The sequence below is a fragment of the Gardnerella sp. DNF01198P genome (genome assembly GCF_049244165.1).
Lineage (GTDB): Bacteria > Actinomycetota > Actinomycetes > Actinomycetales > Bifidobacteriaceae > Bifidobacterium > Bifidobacterium swidsinskii.
On the sequence record NZ_CP058382.1, the window covers coordinates 864,678 to 885,921 of the forward strand.

At 41.2% G+C, this 21,244-nt stretch carries 27 protein-coding genes; all 27 read left to right on the forward strand.

Annotation, left to right across the window (positions count from 1 at the left end; genetic code table 11):
- Nucleotides 1–50 precede the first annotated feature (50 nt).
- The 27 genes from HXT44_RS03720 to HXT44_RS03850 all read left to right on the forward strand — a co-directional run bounded on the left by HXT44_RS03720 (nucleotide 51) and on the right by HXT44_RS03850 (nucleotide 21,230).
- On the forward strand, nucleotides 51–410 hold the full coding sequence (locus tag HXT44_RS03720; protein ID WP_029600105.1) for an HNH endonuclease: 360 nt from the start codon (nucleotides 51–53) through the stop codon (nucleotides 408–410).
- A 160-nt stretch (nucleotides 411–570) separates the two neighbouring features.
- Nucleotides 571–1,122, forward strand: a complete 552-nt coding sequence (locus tag HXT44_RS03725) for a P27 family phage terminase small subunit (RefSeq protein ID WP_415702185.1) — start codon at nucleotides 571–573, stop codon at nucleotides 1,120–1,122.
- Nucleotides 1,123–1,133: 11 nt separating this feature from the next.
- Nucleotides 1,134–1,919 carry an S-adenosylmethionine synthetase N-terminal domain-containing protein gene (locus HXT44_RS03730; protein ID WP_421782497.1) on the forward strand — a complete coding sequence of 262 codons (786 nt, stop codon included), beginning with the start codon at nucleotides 1,134–1,136 and terminating at the stop codon, nucleotides 1,917–1,919.
- Between the two features lie 14 nt (nucleotides 1,920–1,933).
- Nucleotides 1,934–3,169 (forward strand): site-specific DNA-methyltransferase, encoded by a 1,236-nt coding sequence (locus tag HXT44_RS03735; protein WP_421782499.1) that lies wholly within the window; start codon nucleotides 1,934–1,936, stop codon nucleotides 3,167–3,169.
- Between the two features lie 98 nt (nucleotides 3,170–3,267).
- Nucleotides 3,268–3,918: a virulence protein gene (locus HXT44_RS03740; RefSeq protein ID WP_065189400.1), complete on the forward strand. Its 651-nt coding sequence runs from the start codon at nucleotides 3,268–3,270 to the stop codon at nucleotides 3,916–3,918.
- Nucleotides 3,902–4,066, forward strand: a complete 165-nt coding sequence (locus HXT44_RS03745) for a hypothetical protein (protein ID WP_180946780.1) — start codon at nucleotides 3,902–3,904, stop codon at nucleotides 4,064–4,066. Before HXT44_RS03740 ends, HXT44_RS03745 begins: the two co-directional genes overlap by 17 nt.
- Nucleotides 4,067–4,230: 164 nt before the next feature.
- The gene (locus tag HXT44_RS03750; RefSeq protein ID WP_421782500.1) at nucleotides 4,231–4,515 is read left to right on the forward strand and encodes a transcriptional regulator; all 285 of its coding nucleotides are present in this window, start codon (nucleotides 4,231–4,233) and stop codon (nucleotides 4,513–4,515) included.
- 133 nt (nucleotides 4,516–4,648) lie between these two features.
- Nucleotides 4,649–4,873 (forward strand): DUF7678 domain-containing protein, encoded by a 225-nt coding sequence (locus HXT44_RS03755; protein ID WP_421782502.1) that lies wholly within the window; start codon nucleotides 4,649–4,651, stop codon nucleotides 4,871–4,873.
- A 121-nt stretch (nucleotides 4,874–4,994) separates the two neighbouring features.
- On the forward strand, nucleotides 4,995–6,587 hold the full coding sequence (locus tag HXT44_RS03760) for a terminase large subunit (protein WP_421782504.1): 1,593 nt from the start codon (nucleotides 4,995–4,997) through the stop codon (nucleotides 6,585–6,587).
- 10 nt (nucleotides 6,588–6,597) lie between these two features.
- Complete coding sequence (locus tag HXT44_RS03765) at nucleotides 6,598–7,887, forward strand: phage portal protein (RefSeq protein WP_421782506.1); 1,290 nt, start codon at nucleotides 6,598–6,600, stop codon at nucleotides 7,885–7,887.
- Nucleotides 7,844–8,578: a head maturation protease, ClpP-related gene (locus tag HXT44_RS03770; protein WP_421782508.1), complete on the forward strand. Its 735-nt coding sequence runs from the start codon at nucleotides 7,844–7,846 to the stop codon at nucleotides 8,576–8,578. Before HXT44_RS03765 ends, HXT44_RS03770 begins: the two co-directional genes overlap by 44 nt.
- Nucleotides 8,579–8,580: 2 nt before the next feature.
- Nucleotides 8,581–9,765 (forward strand): phage major capsid protein, encoded by a 1,185-nt coding sequence (locus tag HXT44_RS03775; protein WP_421782510.1) that lies wholly within the window; start codon nucleotides 8,581–8,583, stop codon nucleotides 9,763–9,765.
- A gap of 30 nt (nucleotides 9,766–9,795) precedes the next feature.
- Complete coding sequence (locus HXT44_RS03780) at nucleotides 9,796–10,074, forward strand: head-tail connector protein (protein WP_112928570.1); 279 nt, start codon at nucleotides 9,796–9,798, stop codon at nucleotides 10,072–10,074.
- Nucleotides 10,075–10,407, forward strand: a complete 333-nt coding sequence (locus tag HXT44_RS03785) for a phage head closure protein (RefSeq protein ID WP_421780633.1) — start codon at nucleotides 10,075–10,077, stop codon at nucleotides 10,405–10,407.
- Entirely contained in the window at nucleotides 10,404–10,784 is a 381-nt protein-coding gene (locus HXT44_RS03790) for an HK97 gp10 family phage protein (protein ID WP_410313070.1), read from the forward strand. The genes HXT44_RS03785 and HXT44_RS03790 overlap by 4 nt, the downstream gene beginning before the upstream one ends.
- Nucleotides 10,777–11,115 carry a hypothetical protein gene (locus HXT44_RS03795; RefSeq protein ID WP_421782512.1) on the forward strand — a complete coding sequence of 113 codons (339 nt, stop codon included), beginning with the start codon at nucleotides 10,777–10,779 and terminating at the stop codon, nucleotides 11,113–11,115. Before HXT44_RS03790 ends, HXT44_RS03795 begins: the two co-directional genes overlap by 8 nt.
- Nucleotides 11,099–11,674, forward strand: a complete 576-nt coding sequence (locus HXT44_RS03800) for a major tail protein (RefSeq protein WP_421782514.1) — start codon at nucleotides 11,099–11,101, stop codon at nucleotides 11,672–11,674. Before HXT44_RS03795 ends, HXT44_RS03800 begins: the two co-directional genes overlap by 17 nt.
- Nucleotides 11,675–11,691: 17 nt before the next feature.
- A complete protein-coding gene (locus tag HXT44_RS03805) occupies nucleotides 11,692–12,057 on the forward strand; it encodes a hypothetical protein (RefSeq protein WP_004117064.1) in 366 nt (121 codons plus the stop codon).
- Nucleotides 12,058–12,306: 249 nt separating this feature from the next.
- Entirely contained in the window at nucleotides 12,307–14,874 is a 2,568-nt protein-coding gene (locus tag HXT44_RS03810; protein ID WP_421782516.1) for a hypothetical protein, read from the forward strand.
- Nucleotides 14,875–14,885: 11 nt separating this feature from the next.
- A complete protein-coding gene (locus HXT44_RS03815) occupies nucleotides 14,886–15,539 on the forward strand; it encodes a hypothetical protein (protein WP_421783214.1) in 654 nt (217 codons plus the stop codon).
- Between the two features lie 12 nt (nucleotides 15,540–15,551).
- Nucleotides 15,552–18,359 (forward strand): phage tail spike protein, encoded by a 2,808-nt coding sequence (locus HXT44_RS03820; protein WP_421783216.1) that lies wholly within the window; start codon nucleotides 15,552–15,554, stop codon nucleotides 18,357–18,359.
- A 99-nt stretch (nucleotides 18,360–18,458) separates the two neighbouring features.
- Entirely contained in the window at nucleotides 18,459–18,641 is a 183-nt protein-coding gene (locus tag HXT44_RS03825; protein WP_020758812.1) for a hypothetical protein, read from the forward strand.
- A complete protein-coding gene (locus HXT44_RS03830) occupies nucleotides 18,622–18,975 on the forward strand; it encodes a toxin (protein WP_421782518.1) in 354 nt (117 codons plus the stop codon). Before HXT44_RS03825 ends, HXT44_RS03830 begins: the two co-directional genes overlap by 20 nt.
- Nucleotides 18,976–19,143: 168 nt before the next feature.
- Nucleotides 19,144–19,563 carry a phage holin family protein gene (locus tag HXT44_RS03835; RefSeq protein WP_004118368.1) on the forward strand — a complete coding sequence of 140 codons (420 nt, stop codon included), beginning with the start codon at nucleotides 19,144–19,146 and terminating at the stop codon, nucleotides 19,561–19,563.
- Nucleotides 19,556–20,476: a GH25 family lysozyme gene (locus HXT44_RS03840; protein ID WP_421782520.1), complete on the forward strand. Its 921-nt coding sequence runs from the start codon at nucleotides 19,556–19,558 to the stop codon at nucleotides 20,474–20,476. Before HXT44_RS03835 ends, HXT44_RS03840 begins: the two co-directional genes overlap by 8 nt.
- Before the next feature lie 147 nt (nucleotides 20,477–20,623).
- Nucleotides 20,624–21,031: a LuxR C-terminal-related transcriptional regulator gene (locus HXT44_RS03845; RefSeq protein ID WP_421782522.1), complete on the forward strand. Its 408-nt coding sequence runs from the start codon at nucleotides 20,624–20,626 to the stop codon at nucleotides 21,029–21,031.
- Nucleotides 21,018–21,230, forward strand: coding sequence for an SHOCT domain-containing protein (locus tag HXT44_RS03850; protein WP_103084287.1), 213 nt, complete (start codon nucleotides 21,018–21,020; stop codon nucleotides 21,228–21,230). Before HXT44_RS03845 ends, HXT44_RS03850 begins: the two co-directional genes overlap by 14 nt.
- The last annotated feature ends 14 nt before the right edge of the window (nucleotides 21,231–21,244 follow it).

The window sequence follows — 21,244 nt, forward strand, 5'->3', positions numbered from 1 at the left end:
TTTGAGATTATCTCAAAGGGCTTTTTTCATGCCCGAAGGGAGGATAAGTCTTGCCAAGAAAACCTAAAAGACCGTGTTCTTATCAAGGCTGTCCGAACCTAACTGACGGCAGGTTTTGTGAAGAACACTTAAAACAAGAGAACAGACGATACGAAAAATACGAGCGTCCTTATGATGCTCACAAGCGTTACGGTAGAGCATGGCAGAAAGTAAGGGATTCTTATGTGAAAGAGCATCCTTTCTGTGAGCTTTGCTTTAAGAATCGTGTGCTTGTTCCTGTTGAGCAGGTTCATCATATTAAACCGATTGCTGAAGGCGGAACGAATGAGAGGAATAATCTTATTTCTCTATGCAAATCCTGTCACTCTAAAATTCACGCTAAGCGTGGAGATCGCTGGCATAACAGATAAAAACCACCCCAGGGGCGGTCAAAATCTCTAAAAACCTATTCCCTGGGGAACGGGCGCAGGGTCTCGCGTGCAAAAACAGCGTATTCAAAAGGGTAATAGGCAAAATCAGACACAAAAATTTTTTAATAGTTAAAACTCGCGTGGGAAGGAGGCGAAAAGTTTGCCTACAAAATCAAATAATATCGGCGGTCGTGGCGGCAGACGCGTAGGTGCCGGGCGTAAAAGGAAAGCAGTTGTTGAAAAAGCGAATGACGGAAACCCCGGTGGCAGGCCTTTAAGCGTTCTTGATATTCCGGAGATTGAAGGCGCTGAAATGCCTCAGCCTCACGAGTTTTTATCCGCCACACAAAAAGACGGTACTCAGCTTCAGGCTAAAGAAATTTTTGAAGAAACATGGAAGTGGCTAAAAGACATTGGTGTGAGCAGTAAAGTGCCATCTCCTCTTATTGAACGGTATGCGATGAGCTGTGCTCGTTGGATTCAATGCGAGGAAGTAACCAGTAAACTCGGGTTTCTTTCCAAGCATCCAACCACGGGAAAACCGATACCATCGCCTTTTATCAACATTGGTATTAACTACATGAATCAGGCGGTCAGGCTTTGGAATGAGATTTTCCAGATTGTGAAAGAAAACTGTTCGACTGAGTTTGATGGTGTTTCACCTCAAAACGATTTAATGGAACGCCTGCTTTTAACACGTAAAAACATTTAGGAGAAAAAATTATGATAGAAAAAGTAAATCCAAGTCACCCGGACAAGATTGCGGATCGTATTGCCGGAGCAATTGTTGATCTGGCTTACAAGATTGATGAGAACCCGAAGATTGCTGTTGAAGTGATGCTCGGGCATGGTAAGTGTGCCGTGTGTATTGAAAGCACGGTGATGTTTAAGTTTAAGGATATTAAAAATATTATCCACCGTTTAAGCCCAGGGAAAGTAAAGATTGATATTACGGTCGTGCCACAGGATAAGCATTTAAGCCAAAACCAAAACGGCATGGTTCGCTGTGGCGATAACGGGATTTTTAAAGGCATGCCACTAACAGGCGAGCAGAAGAAACTCTCGGCTATTGCTCGAAAGGTTTATGAAAAGTATCCGTATGACGGCAAGTATGTTCTTGATGGTGAAAAGCTTATCATCTGCCAATCTCACGCTAAACGAGAAGACTTATTGAAAGACTATCCGAATGCGTTTGTTAATCCTTTAGGCGACTGGACGGGTGGTATCAGCGTGGATACGGGAGCGGTTAACCGAAAACTCGGGTCAGACATGGCTTATGCTGTTACGGGCGGCGGACTTCATGGTAAAGATCTTACGAAAGCTGACGTGTCGGTTAACATTTACGCGTTTTTGAAAGCGCAGGAAACCGGCCGGGTGGTTGAGTTTTCTTGTGCTATCGGGGATGAAATGGTTGATGGTAAACCGTATTCGCAGATTGTGAAAATTGCGAAAGATTATATTGACTCGGTGGGTGGTTTTGAAAAGCTGGCTTGCTGGGGTCTTTTCTAACGGGAGGAAAGCTTATGGAAAAAGAAATGCAGTATTATCTGGCTGACGTAAGTGAGCTTATCCCGTATGTGAGAAACGCTCGCACGCACTCTGAGGCACAAGTATCTCAGATAGCGGCAAGTATTCGCGAGTTTGGTTTTCTATCCCCAATTCTAGTGGCGGAAGATAATACGATTCTCGCAGGCCACGGCAGGCTTGCCGCGGCATTAAAACTGGGTCTTAAAAAAGTTCCGTGCGTGAAAGAAAACCATTTAACTGAAACACAAAAGCGTGCTTATATTATTGCGGATAATAAGCTTTCACTTAACGCAGGCTGGGACAATGAGCTATTAGCTGTTGAATTGTCGGAGATTGAAGGAGCTGATTTTAACCTTGATCTTCTCGGATTTGACGAGGCGGAGCTTTCCAGTATTTTTGATGCTGATAAAGACGTAAACGAAGACGATTTTGATGTTGAAAAAGAATTGGAAGAACCATGCTTTTCTAAAACAGGTGACATATGGACGCTTGGCAGGCATCGTGTTATTTGCGGTGATGCTACTAAGTTAGAAACATATAAGACGCTTCTTGAGAATACTAAAGTGAATCTGGTGGTTACTGATCCGCCTTATAACGTGAACTATGAGGGTTCTGCTGGGAAAATCAAAAACGATAATATGGAGGATGATAAGTTTTACCAGTTTCTTTTCAACTCGTTCGTGAACATGGAGCAGGCGATGGCAGATGATGCATCTATCTACGTGTTTCATGCTGACACGGAGGGATTGAATTTTAGAAAAGCATTCCAGGACGCGGGGTTTTATCTTTCAGGTTGTTGTATTTGGAAGAAACCGTCGCTGGTGTTGGGTAGAAGCCCTTACCAGTGGCAGCATGAACCATGTTTGTATGGGTGGAAGAAAAAAGGTAAACACAAGTGGTACGCGGGTAGGAAAGAAACTTCAGTTTGGGAGTTTGAAAAGCCTAAGAAAAACGCTGATCATCCAACCATGAAACCAATAGCTCTTTTAGCGTATCCGATTAAAAACTCGAGTATGACGAACTCGCTTGTGTTAGATCCGTTTGCTGGAAGTGGTAGCACGCTTATAGCCTGCGAGCAGACTGGTAGAATCTGCTACGCTATCGAGCTTGACGAGAAATATTGTGACGTGATTGTGAAACGTTATATTGAGCAGATTGGAAATGATAAGAGTGTGAAAGTTTTAAGAGGCGGTAAAGAATACTCGTTTACTGAAGTATTTACTAACAAGTAAGACTCGTATTTTATATGAAAAATAGTTTACGACCGCTTGATAAAAACCTTCTTTAGAGTGATTTATATATGTACCCGAAAAAACCTAAAGGAGGCAAAATGGAATTAAAATACGGGTTAAAAGGAAAAGATAGGCAGCCGCTTATTAAAGCTATAGAGGATTCTACAGGAGTAAAGGCTGTTTACTTAAAAACTCCAAGTATGTCTTACAAGATAGGTGTTTTCAACATTAGTAAAGATGGTACGGTCACGTGTAGTAGTGAAGAAAATTTAGATGATTTAAAAAACATGTTAGACGCTGACTATGGTATAAGTCTTCCAGTCTGCGCGTGTGATGGTACGCAATATTTTAGTGTTGAGTTTCCTAAAGATAAGGCTGATGTGGTAAAGCTTAAGAAAATACTTGATAATAAGGGCGATCTTATTAAAAAAGCGTTAGGAGTGAACAGTCTTAATATTAAGGAAGAAGATGATAAGCTTATTTTTCCTTGGTTTGAGCAGGCTAACCAACCAGGCTTGGCATCCTATGCGAAGTTTATAAACAGTCTTTGTAAAATGAGCGTGGAAATTAAACGCGTAAATAATAGTAAGCGTGAGACAGTTAACGATAAGTATGCTTTCAGATGTTTCCTTCTTAGACTCGGGTTTATAGGAGACGAGTTTAAACAAGACAGGAAAATTATGCTTTCCCGTTTAGAAGGCTCCTGCGCTTTTAGAAACGGGGGTGAGCGTAATGCTGTATGCGAGTGAAGACCAGGCGTACGAGTTGAGTGAAGACTGTACTACAGGCTCTTTGGTTGAAGAAATTTTCGCGAATTTAGAGCAAGAGAACGAGGTTTTTGTAAAAGCATGTTTTACTGTAGTAGATGATTTTTGGGTGATTATTATTTCAGCATGATTTTAGAAACATTTTAACGGTTTTTAAGAGTAAAAAAATTAGCGAAAACTGGTGGGGAAAAACGTGTAAATACCCGGTGTTTCTTGGCTTAAAAGCTTGCTATTGCGCGCTTTTAGAGTGATATATAGTATCAGCAAAAAGCACAGAAACAAAGGAGAAACCTTATGAAAAAAGAAATCTTACAAAACCTTACAAACGAAGTTAAAACATGCAGACGCTACGCGCTAAACGCAATCAAAAAAGCTGAAGAAGGGAAAATTAGTTCGGCTATCAGCATGCTCGACATTGCACAAACAGCAAAAACCTGCGCCAGTAAAGCTCACGAGGAGCTTTGGAAGGTAAGCGGAGGAAAACTCAACGATACGGAGTTTGAACTGTTTGCGGATGCTGAAACCTTGGACAAGGATATTCAAAAAGCCTACCAAGCGATTAAACAAGCAAGAAACTAAAAACAGAATTGGCAAAAACCAAAGAAAAATCGTGGAATTACCTGCGATTTTTTCTCATTTATGACTTGCTATTAGGTGCTTTTAGAGTGATATATAGTACTAACAAAAAGCACAGAAACAAAGGAGAAAAACCATGTGGGAACAAGATACGCTTAAAGTAGAAGATCAGGTTGTAAGCTACAGCATGAAGGTTTTTGAAGAGCCAAGCGAATATGGGATTAACCAGGGAAGAATTTCCAAGCTTACTTTGAAAAACAATAACAAGGTTATCGCAAACTACGATAGAGGCTGGGATATTATGCCAACAACAAAGCTTGCAAACGAGGCTTTAGAAATGATCCTTGACGCTAGAAACTAGAAACTGAAGTTTTATTAAAAGTAGCAGGGCTTTTTAGGCCCTGTTTCTCGTAGGAAAGATAAGAAATGATGTGGACGCTGAAGGCGTCTTTTTTTATGCCTAAAGAAAGGAGGAGCTTAAGTTGCAAAAATACGAGGTTACTAAGTTTAAAAAAGAAGATTCAACTTATAGTAAGGATTTAGCGGATTATGCTGTAAGTTTTATTGAATGTTTAACGCATACGAAGGGAACGTGGGCGGGTAAGCCTTTTAAGCTCCTTGACTGGCAGGAGCAGATTATTAGGGACTTGTTTGGCGTGGTTAAACCGAATGGTTACCGTCAGTTTAATACCGCGTATATTGAGATACCTAAGAAGATGGGTAAGAGTGAGCTTGCTGCTGCAGTAGCCTTGCTTTTATGCTGTGGGGATAATGAGGAGCGAGCGGAAGTTTATGGTTGTGCGGCGGACCGTCAGCAGGCAACAATTGTGTTTGATGTGGCGGCGGACATGGTTAGAATGTGTCCGGCTCTTAATCGTAGGGTTAAAATTTTAGCTTCGCAAAAACGTATTATTTTCCTACCAACTAACAGTTTCTACCAGGTCTTGTCGGCTGAAGCTTACTCTAAACACGGGTTTAACATTCACGGTGTTGTGTTTGATGAGCTTCACACGCAGCCTAACCGTAAACTTTTTGACGTGATGACTAAAGGCTCCGGGGATGCTCGCATGCAGCCACTATATTTTCTGATTACCACGGCTGGTACGGATACGCATTCAATCTGCTATGAGACGCATCAGAAAGCAGTGGATATTCTCGAGGGTAGGAAAATTGATCCAACTTTTTACCCAGTGATTTATGGTGCAAAAGATTCGGATGATTGGACTGATCCTAAGGTGTGGAAGAAAGCTAATCCTTCTCTTGGGGTTACGGTGCAAATGGAGAAAGTTAAGGCTGCTTTCGAGTCAGCCAGGCAAAATCCTGGTGAAGAGAATGCTTTCCGTCAGCTTCGTCTTAACCAGTGGGTGAAACAGTCTATTCGTTGGATGCCGATGGAAAAGTGGGATGCTTGCGGTTTTCAGGTGAATGAGGAAGAACTTGAGGGCAGGGTCTGCTACGGGGGTCTTGACCTTTCAAGCACCACCGACCTTACCTCCTTTGTTTTGGTCTTTCCACCAGAAGATGAGTCGGATAAGTTTCGTATCCTACCATATTTTTGGGTGCCTGAAGAAACCTTGAGTTTACGCGTGAAGCGAGATCACGTGCCTTATGACGTGTGGGAAAAACAAGGGTTTATTAAAACTACGGAAGGGAACGTTGTTCACTATGGGTTTATTGAAAAATTCATCGAAACTTTAGGTGAACGTTTCAATATTCGTGAGATTGCTTTCGACCGTTGGGGCGCGGTGCAAATGGTGCAAAACCTTGAAAACATGGGGTTTACCGTGGTCCCGTTCGGACAGGGATTCAAGGATATGAGTCCGCCTACCAAGGAGCTTATGAAGCTTACACTCGAGCAGAAAATCGCACACGCAGGGCATCCGGTGCTTCGCTGGAACATGGACAACATATTTATTAGGACAGATCCTGCAGGAAACATTAAATGCGATAAGGAAAAATCAACCGAGAAAATTGATGGTGCTATCGCAACCATCATGGCACTTGACCGTGCTATCAGATGCGGTAATGCAAATACGGAAAGTGTGTATGACAGTCGAGGAATCCTATTCATGTAAGGAGGTGCGTATGAACATTTTCAGTAAGATTTTTAAGAGCAGAGATAAGCCTGAAAACAAGATGTTAGGCGGCGGTTATCGTTTCTTAATGGGTACGTCCTCGTCCGGTAAGAGGGTGAATGAGCGTTCAGCGATGCAGATGACAGCTGTCTACTCGTGTGTGCGTATCCTGTCTGAAGCGGTGGCGAGTCTGCCGCTTCACGTGTATGAGCGGACGAGTACGGGTACGGCTAAAGCGGTTAAACATCCTTTGTATAAGGTGCTTCATGATGAGCCGAATCTTGAAATGACAAGCTTCGTGTTTAGAGAAACCTTGATGACGCATCTACTGTTATGGGGTAATGCTTACGCGCAGATTATTCGAAACGGTAAAGGCGAGGTTTTGGGCTTATACCCTTTAATGCCTGATCGTATGAGAGTTGACCGGGATGAGAGTGGTCAAATTTTTTACGAGTATACGTTAAATGATAGTGATGTTTTAGCGGGTAAAGAAACGAGTGTGAAACTTAAACCCTTTGACGTGCTTCATATTCCCGGTCTTGGTTTTGACGGTCTTGTTGGCTATTCGCCTATTGCGATGGCAAAAAACGCTATCGGCATGGCGATAGCCACGGAAGAGTACGGTGCATCGTTTTTCGCTAACGGTGCTACACCAAGCGGAATCTTGGAATACCCCGGAACAGTAAAAGATCCTCAAAGTATGAGGGATAGTTGGAATAAGGGGTTCTCGGGTTCTAACTCGCATAAGATAGCGATTTTAGAGGAAGGCATGAAGTATACGCCTATTTCTATTTCGCCTAACGAAGCACAGTTTCTTGAGACTCGTAAGTTTCAGATTAACGAGATCGCTCGTATTTTTAGAGTCCCACCACACATGGTTGGTGATTTGGAAAAATCGAGTTTTTCTAATATTGAGCAGCAGTCGTTGGAGTTTGTGAAATACACGCTGGATCCTTGGGTGGCGCGGTTTGAACAGTCTATTACGAGGCGGCTTTTTACTGATAAGGAGAAAGAAACTTATTATGTGAAGTTTAACGTGGATGGTCTTCTTCGAGGAGACTATCAGAGTCGTATGAATGGTTATGCTACCGCTCGTCAAAACGGTTGGATGAGCGCGAACGATATTAGACAGTTAGAAAACTTGGATAAGATTCCCGCCTGTGAGGGTGGTGACTTGTATTTGATTAACGGTAACATGCTCCCGCTTAACCGTGCGGGAGCGTTCGCAAACAGTAGCGGAAAGGAGGAAAAAGGTAATGAGGAAGTTTTGGCAGTGGAAAAATCAGAAGGTCAACAGTGAGAATAATGAGATTTTTGAGAGGACACTGTTTCTTAACGGTACGATTGCTGAAGAATCATGGTTTGATGATGATATTACACCACAACTTTTTAAAGACGAGTTAAACGCTGGTAGTGGAAATATTACCGTGTGGATTAACTCGCCTGGCGGCGATTGTGTGGCTGCGGCACAAATCTATAACATGCTCATGGATTACAAGGGTTGTGTGACGGTCAAGATTGATGGGATTGCGGCGTCTGCTGCATCGGTTATTGCGATGGCTGGCACAAAGGTTTATATGAGCCCGGTGTCAATGCTTATGATTCATAATCCTATGACTGTTGCTTTTGGCAACAGAAACGAAATGGAAAAAGCAATATCAATGCTTGATGAGGTAAAAGAGTCCATTATTAACGCTTACGAGATTAAAACAGGGCTTAACCGTGTGAAACTGTCGCATTTAATGGATTCGGAAACGTGGATGGATGCTAACAAGGCGGTAGAACTCGGGTTCGCGGACGGTGTTTTAACTAGAGGTGAAACCACTGATATTGGCATACCACAAGTTTCAACATTGTATTCGAAAGCAAGCGTGCAAAACACGTTATTGGAAAAAATATCTAAAGCCTGCCGGATAAGCGGTAAGGAAACAAACAATATTAGTGCAGACGATCTTATGGATCGTCTTTTTTTAATCAAAAATTGGAGGTAAACATGATGAACACTATTTCAAACATGGTTGAGAAACGTAACAAGGCCTGGCAGGGTGCAAAAGCTTTCCTTGAGTCTAAACGTGACAAGGACGGGCTTATTTCAGAAGAAGACGCGAAAACCTATGATGAGATGGAAGCGAAAGTGAAAGCTTACAGTATGGAAATTGAACGCTTGGAACAGATGGAAAAAATGGATAAGGAGCTTTCAAAACCAACATCTGAGGCGATTGTTGCAAAACCTATGAAAACAGGTGTGAACCTTGAAAAACAAGGTCGTGCGCGTGACGAGTATAAGCAGGCAATGCTTACAGCTCTTAGAAGTAATTTTAAACGAGTCGATAACGTGTTGCAGGAAGGCGTGGACGCTGACGGCGGGTATCTTGTGCCGGAAGAATACGATAATCGTCTGATTGAAACGTTGAAAGAAGAAAACATTATTCGCTCTCTTGCTACCACGATTACCACTAGTGGAGAGCATAAGATTAATGTTGCGATGAGTGATCCTGCAGCAGCTTGGATTGAAGAAGGCGCAAGCCTTAACTTTGGGGATTCCAAGTTCGCGCAAATCCTGCTTGACGCTCATAAGCTTCACGTTGCAGTAAAAGTTACTGAAGAACTCTTGCATGATAATGCGTTTAACCTCGAGAATCATCTTCTCACATCCTTCGGCATGGCGCTGGCTAACGCTGAGGAAGACGCTTTTCTTAACGGGGATGGCGTTGGAAAACCAACTGGTATTTTCAACAAGAAAGACGGCGGCACGTTCCTTAAAGAAACTACCAGTATTAAAACTGATGATCTGATTGATCTTATTCACGCTTTGAGGCGACCATACCGTAAAAACGCGAGTTTTATTATGAACGATAAAACAGTCGCGAGCATACGAAAACTTAAAGACAATAATGGCGCGTACGTTTGGCAGCCTTCATACCAGGATGATGAGCCGAACAGGATTCTCGGATACCCGGTATACACGTCTGCTTACGCGCCTGAAAACATGGTGGCTTTTGGAGACTACTCGTACTACAACATTGGTGATCGTGGTTCACGCTCGTTTAAAGAGCTTACCGAGCTTTTCGCTGGAAACGGCATGATAGGTTTCGTTGCTAAAGAGCGTGTAGACGGCAAACTCGTGCTTAAAGAAGCAGTACAGATTCTGCCTGTTAAAACAAGCGTAGCAGCTTAAAAGACGGTTAAAAGTTAAGGAGGGGTGTTGATGATAGTTACAGTTGAGGAAGCAAAAAACTATCTTAGGGTGGATAGTCGAGAAGATGATGAGCTTATCAACACCCTTATTCATTCTGCTGAAAAACTCTGCCAGGGAGTAGCTCGTAAAAACGATACTAGTTTGATTAGTGAAAACTTTGACGAGTATCGGCTCGCAGTCTTATACGCTACAGGCTACTTGTATGAGCATCGGGAAGAAGCCGACCACCACGCGCTTATGCTCACTTTACGTTCGATGCTTTTTACTGTTAGAAAAACGGGGTTTTAAATGAGAATAAGTTTATTAAACGAGCGTATTGTGCTGCTTAAAAACAGTGTTGAAGTTGATGAGGTTGGTAATCATAAGATTAAGTGGAGTAAATATTACGAGTGTTACGCCACGGTGAGTGCTGAAAGTCCAATGGAGCAGACTTCTGCGGGAAACGTGTGGGATGAGTCAAAAATAGATTTTACTATCCGCTATTCGAAAGAAACCGCTGCAATATCATCCACCAGGTATCGTGTTATTTTCCGTGATACGGTTTATGAGATTTTAGGTGTTGACCACATGAATTATAAGAAGAAAAGCCTGAAACTTCACTGTAAGAGGTGTAAAAAGTGAGCAAAGTAAGTATTGGCAGCCTCTCTAAAGAAGTTATTAGAGAGCTTAAAACTTACGCGAAAGTTACAACCGGGAAAGTAAAAGAAGCAGTAAAAACCGCTGGTAAAACAGCAAAAGAAGAAATTAACATGACAGCTCCTAAACGAACTGGAGCGTATGCGAAAAGTTGGGCGGTTAAAACATTAAACGAAACAGGCAGCAGGCTAGTTCTCGTAGTGCATTCTAGAAACAAGTATCAGCTTACACACTTGTTAGAGTACGGTCATGCTAAACGAGGCGGCGGACGCGTGGAAGCAAGAGCACACATTGCTGAGGCTGAAAGTAAAGCAGTACGAAGTTTTGAAAAAGAAATAGAGGAGGCGGTTAAAAATGGGTAATCTTTTAAACATTATGAGGGAGATAGGTTTTCCTTTTGCTTACCATCATTTTGCTGAGGGAGAATCCCCTAATCCGCCTTTCCTCCTGTTTTTAACGCCTGCGAGCAGTAATTTTTCTGCAGACGGGAAAACGTATTTTAAAGCAAACGAAGTTCATATTGAACTATACGCAGACTATAAGAATCCCGTGCTGGAAGAACAAGTTGAGGCCGTGCTTGATAGGCACGGCATTTTTTATAACAAAACAGAAGCGTTCATAGAGTCGGAACAGCTTTATGAAACACTCTACATTTTTGAAATGGAGGTAACAATAAATGGGAAACAAGGTTAAATACAATCTTAAAAACGTGTACGCGGCAAAACTTAAAAAAGACGCAGGCGGAAGTTTTAACTATGATACGCCTAAACCTATTCCTGGAGCTGTGAGCATAAGCCTTGATGCGGAAGGTGAATCCTCACCGTTTTACACTGACGGGATTGTCTACTTCAGGTCGACTGCGAACAACGGTTACAGTGGCGACTTGGAAATGGCTCTTATACCTGAATGGTTTAGAACGGAAATATTAAAAGAAAAACTTGATAAAAACGGTGTGCTGGTAGAAAAAGCAACTACCGGTGAAGCGGAAAAGTTCGCGCTTCTTTTTGAGTTTGACGGTGACGTGAACGCTATCAGACACGTTTTATATAACTGTTCAGCAACACGACCGTCTATCGAGTCAGAAACTAAGGAAGACACTATAGAACCGGGTACGGAAACTTTGTCGCTTACGGCTGATCCTAGAGAAGATGGTTTGGTGAAATCTAGGAGTGGTGACACTACTTCAAAAGAAACCTATGAGAAATGGTATAAGAGCGTGTACGTTCCGCAAGTTAACTCGGAAATCAAATAAGTTTTAAAGGAGTAAAAGTGTTAGAAAAAACAGTAAAAGTAAATGGTAAAGACGTGAAGTTTCGTTCTTCCGCCACTATTCCAAGACTGTATCGTATCAAATTCAAGCGTGATATTTTCAAAGACCTATCAAAATTAGAGCAGTCTTTCAAAAACAACGAGGGTGTTTTTGAAATAGCAGATCTTGAAATTTTTGAAAACGTAGCCTATATCATGGCTTATCACGCGGATAATAGTATTCCAGCAAGTATTGATGAGTGGCTTGACGAGTTTGAAATGTTTTCTATCTACGAGATTCTTCCTGAAATTCTAGAACTTTGGGGAGCAAACTTGGAAACTGAAGTAAAATCTAAAAAAAATTTAAAGCAACAACACGGCAAATGACAACCGCGTTGTTTCTTCTTAGATGCACCGAAATTGGGATTAGTATTTTAGAACTGGATCTTTTAACCATCGGCATGATTTTAGACATGTGGACGGAGAAAGCAAACGATAATGTGAAATACGATAAGCTCGCAAGCCAAACAGAATTCGACAGGTTCTAGACGAGAACCAAACATTCTCACATTGCGGTATTAAACAGAAAATCTGAATTTTTTCACGCGTAAATTAAGAGTCAAAGGAGGTGAAGTTATGGCAAGCAGGATTAAAGGTATTACTGTTGAAATTGGTGGGGATACTACAGGCTTAGATAAGTCTTTACAACAGGTTAATTCGACTATTCGCTCAACCGAGCAGTCGCTTCGCGATGTTAATAGGCTTTTGAAACTTGATCCGACAAGCACGCAGCTTCTAAGCCAAAAGCAGGCTTTTTTGCAGAAAGAAATCCAAGAAACGTCTAATAAGCTTAACGTTTTGAAACAGGCGGATAAGCAGGCTAAAGTACAGTTGGAAAACGGGGAGCTTGGTAGAGACAAGTATGATGCGTTGCAGCGTGAGATTGTTGAAACAGAAAATAATCTTGATAGTTTAAAAGAAAAATTAAAACAGGTAGGTAGTGTTAGTTTAACCAAGCTTAGTAGCCAGTTTGATAGTACGAGCAAAAAGATAAAGAAACTAGGAGATGGTATGTCATCTCTTGGTCAAAGTTTAAGCACGAAAGTTACGCTGCCGATTGCTGCTATTGGTACTGCTGGTTTTACTGCTGCAGCAGACTTACAGGATGCTATGGGTGCGACAGAGCAGATTTACGGTAAGTCTGCTAACAAGATGCTTAAATGGTCAGGAAGTTTGAAATCCTATTATGGTATTGCTCAAGGTCAAGCTTTAGAGTATGCGAATACTATGGGCGCGATGTTGAAAAATATTGGTGGGAAAAGTGATGCTGAAGCAGCCGAGATGAGTCAGAAGCTGGTTGCTCTTGCAGGCGACTTGTCTGCTATGTTTGGTGGCACAACCGAGTCTGCTGTTCTTGCTTTAACAGGCGCGCTTAAAGGTAATAATGCGATGCTTGACAATTATGGTATGGGTGTTAACGAGGCGACTATTAAAGCTAAAGCTCTTGCCATGGGTTTGCATGATGGTAGAGGCGCGATGAGCTTGCAAGCGAAACAGGCTGCTACTTTGGCTCTTATTATGGAGCAGACTGCTGACGCTCAAGGGCAGGCTGGGCGTGAAGCCGCGGGCGCTTCGGGTTCTATGAAGATTCTAAAAACAGAGTTGCAGAATATTGCTGCGACTATTGGTAATGTTTTACTTCCCGTCATAACACCATTAATGCAGAAAATTTCAGCATGGCTTTCTAAATTTAAACAGCTTTCTCCAGAAAGCCAAAAACTTATAGTGACACTTGGGTTGATTGCTGCGGCAGTTGGCCCTTTTTTAGTGGTTCTTGGAACGTGTATTTCTAAAATAGGTGTTGCTATACAAGGGTTTTCTAAACTAGCTTTGTTTATAGGTAAAATGTTCGCAAGTTTTACTTCCGGCTCTAGTATTCTTGAAGGGTTAGGTGCTGTTTTAGGTGGAGTATCTGCGCCAATACTCGCGGTTGTTGCGGTTATTGGTGTTCTGGTAGCAGCTTTTGTAACCTTATGGAACACTAACGAAGAGTTTAGAAACAGTGTTATTGCTGTTTGGGAGAAAATTAAGGAAACTTTCACCGGTTTTGTTAATGGTGTTAAAGAAAAACTGTCAAGCCTTGGTATTGATTTTACGAGTATTGTTGAAGGGCTTAAAACAGTGTGGAATGGTTTGTGTGCTATTCTAGCTCCACTGTTTGAAGGCGCTTTAAATTTAAGTTTTACTAGTTTCAAAACTGTTCTTGATTTAATCACAGGCGTTTTAGACGTTTTTATAGGATTGTTTACCGGTAACTGGTCTCAGCTTTGCAATGGTGTAAAAGAAATTTTTACTGCTGTTTGGAACGCGGTTAAAAACACGTTCATAACAGTATTTAACACGTTAAAAAACGTTTTTAACGTGTTTTTGTCTTTCTTTGGCACTAGTTGGAACAAACTGTGGTCGAGTGTGAAAAACTTTTTCATGAATGTTTGGAATAGTATCGTATCGTTTTTCACTAACGTTTTAAACGGTATTAAAAACACGGCAACAAGTGTTTGGAATGGTATTAAAACTGCGATCATGAGCGTGGTAAACGGTATTAAAACAAGCATTTCAACAGTGTTTAATTCAGTAGCGAACATGGTTAAGTCTGTGTTTAACGGTATTAAAAACACGGTTGTGTCAGTTTGGAATGGTATTAAAAACGCTATCATCACTCCGATAGAAGCGGCGAAAAACAAGGTTAAAGCAGTAATCGACGCTATAACAGGGTTTTTCTCTGGCATAAAACTTAGTCTTCCTCATATTAAACTGCCTCATTTTAGTATTAAAGGACAATTCTCTCTTACGCCACCGTCTGTACCGTATCTTGCTATCGACTGGTATAAGAAAGCAATGAACAAGCCGATGCTGTTAAACGGGGCGACTATTTTCGGTGAGAAAAACGGGCGTATGCTTGGCGGCGGTGAAAAAGGCCCGGAAGTGATTATGGGGTTGAATAGTTTAGAAAACATGACCGTTGGAGCAAACACGCAAATGCTTAGTGTTATGAACCAGATTCTAGCGATTATGGACGCGTATTTTCCACAGTTTTCTAACCAGAGTATTGTGCTCGACACTGGCGAACTAGTGGGTGGTATCGCGCACAGGATGGACAGTGAGCTTTTTAAGCTTCAAACAAGAAAAGCAAGGGGGTGGTAAAAGTGTATGGGATGCTAATAAACGGGTTGCATAGTTTTAACGATCTAGGGCTGGTTGCTACAAGCCGTCCACGCATTCAACTTCCAGAACCTAAATTAGAGTATTTGCAAATACCAGGCAGACAGGAAAGTATTGATATTAGTGAAAGTCTTGCCGGTGAAGTGTTATACGAGATGCGTGAAGGCTGTTTTGAATTCATTGTCGCAAACAAAAACAAGTGGAATGAAACATGCCATAGTGTTAAAACGTTAATCCACGGCAAGAGTGTGAAACTGTCTCTTGATGATGAACCATTGTTCTACTATCAGGGTCGAGTGTGGGTTAGTGATTTTAAATCGGATAAAAACTATTCAACTCTCACACTCAACTATAAGCTGCAACCATATAAGTATAGTGTAGATGATTCGGATGGTGTTCACACAATATGGGGTGTGCAAGTAGATGATAAGCGTGAAATAACACTCGTTCACGATTTTGACATGACACTGATTCCAGAATTTAACAACCTGTCATCTAACAGTATGCTACTGGATTCTAATGGTAAAAAGTATGAGATTAAAACAGGTGTTAACCGTTTCCCACAGCTTCGTTCAAAAATAAACATGAGTTTAACATTCGTTGGAAACGGGATGGTAAATATTTCCTATAAAAGGGGGTGGTTGTGAGTGTACAGGATCATGCTTGATGATAATACGATTTACTATCCAAATGATGACAAAGCGGTACTTGATGATATCACGTTAAATTTGGAGCTTAATACTGCAGGAACGTTAACGTTTACTTGCCCGAGTCAAAACCCTTGCTACGAGCTTATTAAAAACCGGAAATCAATAGTAAGCGTGTGGCGTGACGATGAGGAGATTTTCTTCGGCGAGGTTAGAGAACAAGTAAAAGACTTATATGGTAGTAAGAAAGTAACTTGCGTAGGGTTGTTAACTTACTTAGCTGATAGTATTCAACCTCAGAAAGAATACCATGATCAGAGTTCCTACCAGCTTTTAGAAAAACTTTTACAAGCTCATAACAGTCAGGTAGATGATTATAAGAAAATAAGAATTGGTTTCGTCACAGTATCTGACTCGAATGATTCACTCTACAGGTTTACTAATTTCGAGACAACGCTTGAAGCGATTATGGGAAAAATGGTTGAAAAGCTTGGCGGATATTTGCGTCTTAGAAAAGAAGACGGGAAACTTTACTTAGATTACCTGCGTTTGGAGGAAATGGGTAAAGCTACAAGCCAGCATATTAGTTTCGGCTTGAACCTGCTTGAATACGCGGAAAACCTTTCAGCAGAGGATGTTACTACAGCGGTTATTCCTCTCGGCAAAGAGTTGGAAAACGAGAATAGTGAAAACGAGGTTCTTAAAAAGCATGTTGATATTACTTCAATAAACAATGGGAAAAACTATATAGTATCTCGTGAAGCGCAAAAAACATTCGGCTGGGTTTGTAAAGTTGTTAATTTCAATAATGTGACAGTTCCAACTAATCTTATGCGCAAAGCTACTAAATGGTTACAGGATAACCAGTTTGAGCATGTAGAAATAAGCCTTAGCGCGGTTGACTTATCCGAGTTAGGTTTACATTATGCGACGATTAAGTGTGGGGATAGGGTTCGTTGTCTCGCTCCACAATTTGGCATGGATCGTGTGTTTCCTGTAGTAAAACAGACTATACCGATTCAAAAACCAGGCGAAGTTAGAATCGTGCTTGCGAGCAGGATTTCTAAAGGGTATGTGCAAAACGTGTCGCATGCTGTTCAAACGTTAAAAGAAGAAGCGGTTGAAACTAGAAAAATTGATAATGAGCGTGTTAAAGCTGCGATAGATAATATTAAAGCGCAAATGAGATATTCTCAAAGCGGCTATAAGATAAGCGAATACGATAGTAAAGGCATGTGGGTTCGTGACCTTTACATGGATACGCCTGATAAGAACACTGCTACAAAAGTTTTACAGGTTAATATGAATGGTATTGCTGGAAGCCATAACGGTTTTTCAGGCCCTTACAGTACTGCGATGACTCTTGACGGCATGGTGTATGGTGACAGGATTATCGGGCATTCGATTGACGCGGAAAAACTTTCAGTTTCTTACACTTCGCAGGTAGAAAAGCAGATTAGTAAAGCAAAAAACGAGGCTATAAAAGACACTGGTAGGAGGCTTGAAAACTATTACACGATAAGTGAAATCAACACGAAACTGAATGTTACAGACGGTAAGATTGAGGCTGGTGTTGAAAGCGTTAACCATAGTCTTAAACAGAAAAACGGTAACTATTACGGTTCGTATACTCCAAGCCATTTTAACGCTCCTATGAGCTTGTGGCTGACTGATAGTGAAAAAATGCAGCATGTTGGTGATTTTTTCTACGACACGTCAACCGGCTACGCTTACAGGCTTATTGTTAAGCAGGAAAGTTTAGCCGTAAAATTTAATGAGAAGTCGCATACGGAATCAGCTTTTGACGATTTTGTAGACATTTTTTACAAGTATGAGGATAAAATTTACGCTATACCGGGTTTAACTGGTGAAAAAATTTCTGGTGCAACAGTGTTTGTTCCATCAGGCGAGTTTTGGCTACATTTTAGAACTAACTGGTCTCCGTTTGACAATTATGGTTTTAAGATTGATAGCATTAAAAAAGAGTATTCAGGAGAAATTTCAGGATACGTGTCTAAACTGCCTGAAGATATTAACATTATTGAGGTTGAAGGTGAAAATTATCCTGAGTCTGAACACCCGTATAAAGGTGGAACAAGCAAACTGTGGCATTACGTTTCAGCTGACAGCATAAGTAGTTTTAGAACGTTCGCTTGGGCAAGAGTTAAAGATAAAGACATTGAGGCTGCTAAATTCACGGCTGATAAGGCTATTTCTAAACTAACCATAGTAGAAGATTCCATATCTTCAATGGTTAAAAAAGGTGATTTTGGTAGTTTCATGCAGCAAAACTATAACAGTTTCCTTCTCGGGTTTAACCATTCGAGTAAATACGTGCAAATAACACCCGGGCAGATAGAGCTTTACGATGGTGAAGTTGACGAGGATCATAAAAGAGCTGTTTTTGATAAAAATGGGAACAACTTCTACCGTAACGGCGTGTATATTGGCTATGTTGGAACCGGCGAGTGGGAAGAAGATAATTCTCACAAGGGTCTAGTTTTTCATCTTACTAGCGACGGAAAGTATATGGCTTTCGCGCAGCGTAAATCAGCTGATGAAGAAACATACGCTACTATGCTGTGTTTTTCACGTTCACAAAGCATTTATAAAGAGTATGGTATTCACGCTGGATGCAACTTTTACATGCATGGTAACAAGATTATAGATCCTGTTTGGCAAGACGGTGCAGGAGTAGACGCGGATATTAACTATGTGCAGATTATTGAAATGAACCAGGATGGTAAAGCTGCAAAATGGGGTTCTAACGCTCACATGGTGTTTAAAAACGGGATACTCATGAAAGTTAAATACTATTAAAAAACGCGGAAGTGAAGCGCGGAAGTAAACGTTGATGGAAGCGCGGAAGTGAAGCGTTGAGGAGAATTTGTTATAGGGAGAATAAAGGGAGAATTTGTTATGGAGAAACTAATTATTCCCACAAACAAAATAGTGGCTAATAAAGGCACGCGCTCAAAAGACGTGACAGAAAGTATTACAACCCCTGTAGTTGATAATACGAAAATTTTATGCGAAATCAGCCACAAGCTGGATATTATTCTAAAAAGATTGGAGGAGAGTAGTGGTAAAACCGACAATTAGCTACGCGGTAGCTGTGCAAAAATATAAGGCTGAGTTAAACGAAAAAATAGTCGAGTTGAATAAGCAAATACCAATACCTACTTACATGATAGAAGGCATTGTTGCAAGCGTATTATCTGATATGCGTTCGGCGGTGATCGCGGAAAACTCGATGGAATATGAAGCGTATGTGAAACAGTTAGAAGACTATTTTAATTCTAGAGAACGCGAACTTAACGACGAGATTTTGAAAATAAAAGCCGAAAAAGACGAAAAAGATGAAAAAGATGAAGCGGCTGGGAAAGGTGTAAAAGGTGGAATGGTTGGGAAAAGTGTAAAAGGTGGTAAGGAGTAGTCATGTGTTGAAAAATAATATCAGTTGAAATGCTGAAATGTTGAAATGTTGAAATGCTAGGGCAGGTGTGGTTTAAACCATGCCTGCCCTTTTTTATTACTTTCTACTTTTTGTTTTTTGTTTTTATAAGAGTACTGGCAAATGTTAGGAAAACTTGTAAGGAGAATTATGAGAGGATTTTGGAATATTGCTCAACTGGCTTTCACACTGGTAGGCGGCTGGCTGGGATACTTTTTAGGCGGATGCGACGGGCTGATCCTCGCGCTCGTTTTATTTGTGGTTGCGGATTATATTACAGGCGTGATGTGTGCTGTTACGGATAAGAAACTGTCTAGCAGCATTGGTTTTAAGGGCATTTTTAGAAAGGTGCTCATTTTTATGCTTGTTGGTATAGCAAACATTATAGATTTTCATGTTTTGAAGCAAGGAAGCGTGATTAGAACCGCGGTAATTTTCTTCTACCTATCTAACGAAGGATTATCTTTAACCGAAAACGCGGCTCACCTGGGGCTTCCCGTGCCTGAGAAATTAAAAAACGTTTTAGAACAATTACACGACAAGAACAGGAAGGACAATACTCATGAGTAAAAGAGGAATAGATGTGTCAGAATGGCAGGGTGACATTGATTTCAACGCGGTGAAAGCATCCGGTGTTGAGTTTGTGATCATTCGAGCAGGATACGGTATCGGATGCAAAGACAAGTGGTTTGAACAGAACTATCGTAAAGCAAAAACATGCGGTCTTGATGTTGGAGCCTACTGGTATTCGTACGCAAACTCTGGTTTTGAGGCGGCTGAGGAGGCTCAAAGCTGTGTGAACATGCTTTCAGGTAAGAGTTTTGAGTATCCTGTTTACTTTGATTTGGAAGAGAAAAGCCAGCTTAACCGTGGGCGAGCTTTCTGCGATTCGCTGATTACCAGTTTTTGCAGCAAACTGGAAACTTACGGGTATTATGCAGGCTTTTACACCTCGCTTTCAGTAGCTAATAATCTTGTGTCCGCTCATGTTAGAAACCGTTACGCTTTGTGGATCGCACAGTGGAACACGCACTGCAGTTATCAAGGCTCATATGGTCTTTGGCAATACTCGTCAAACGGCAGCGTTCCCGGAGTAGCCGGCAGAGTTGACATGGACTATGCTTACAAGGATTATCCAAGCATTATTAAAAACGCTGGATTAAACGGATATAAAAACGGTGGTTCATACACTGCTCCTCAAACATCAAGTATTGATGATGTGGCGCGAGAAGTTATTAACGGCGCTTGGGGTAACGGAAATGAGCGTAAACAGCGTTTAACTCAAGCCGGATACGATTATGCGAGCGTGCAAAATAAAGTTAATAAGCTTCTTGGTGTTAAAGCCTGTAGAAAGTCAGTTGATGAGCTTGCCCGTGAAGTAATCCGAGGCACTTGGGGTAACGGTAGCATGCGAAAACAGCGTCTAACTCAAGCCGGATACGATTATGATACGGTACAAAAACGAGTAAACGAACTCTTGTAAAACAGTTTGAAACATGTAAAGCCCGAGGCTTGTTCCTACATTGGAGCAATCCTCGGGCTTTTTTTATTTTTTAAGGTTAAATTATCAAGCCAAGAGGTTAAAAAACACTGTTTTTTCTTTGCCTGTGATGTAAGGAGGCACAGGCAAATGAATATAAAAGAAAAACAGCAAGTAATGAAACTTCGTAGTGAAGGGTTTGGCTATACGAAAATAGCTAAACAGTTAAATCTTTCAGTTGATACGGTTAAAAGCTACTGTAAGCGCAACAATCTTGGCGGCGTAAATGTTGGCAATAGCGTTCAATTATGTGATTTATGCGCTAAGCCTGTTAAACAGAATGCTGGTCGTAAAGTTAAACGTTTCTGCTCTGACGCGTGTAGAAACACGTGGTGGAGTAAGCATACACAGTTGGTAAAAAGACAGGCAAACTATGAGTGTGCTTGTCTTAACTGCAAAAATTCTTTTATCTCTTACGGTAATAAGACTCGAAAATACTGCTGCCACGCCTGCTATATAGAACATCGTTTTGGAGGTGAGCATCATGCAAATAAGTAATGATGTTCACGGGCTAAAGGATGTTAAAGCTAGAGCTTGGACAAAAGAGAGTATGCAGGCGGATTTTCGTTTTGAAATAGCCGAAAAACTTACCGCTTCACTCTTTAAAAAAGGGCTTATCAGCGAGCAAGAAAAAGAAAAAATAAGCCGTCTTAACAGGGAAAAATTTCACCCGTTTTACAAGGAATTATTGGGCTAAAAGCTTGATAAACA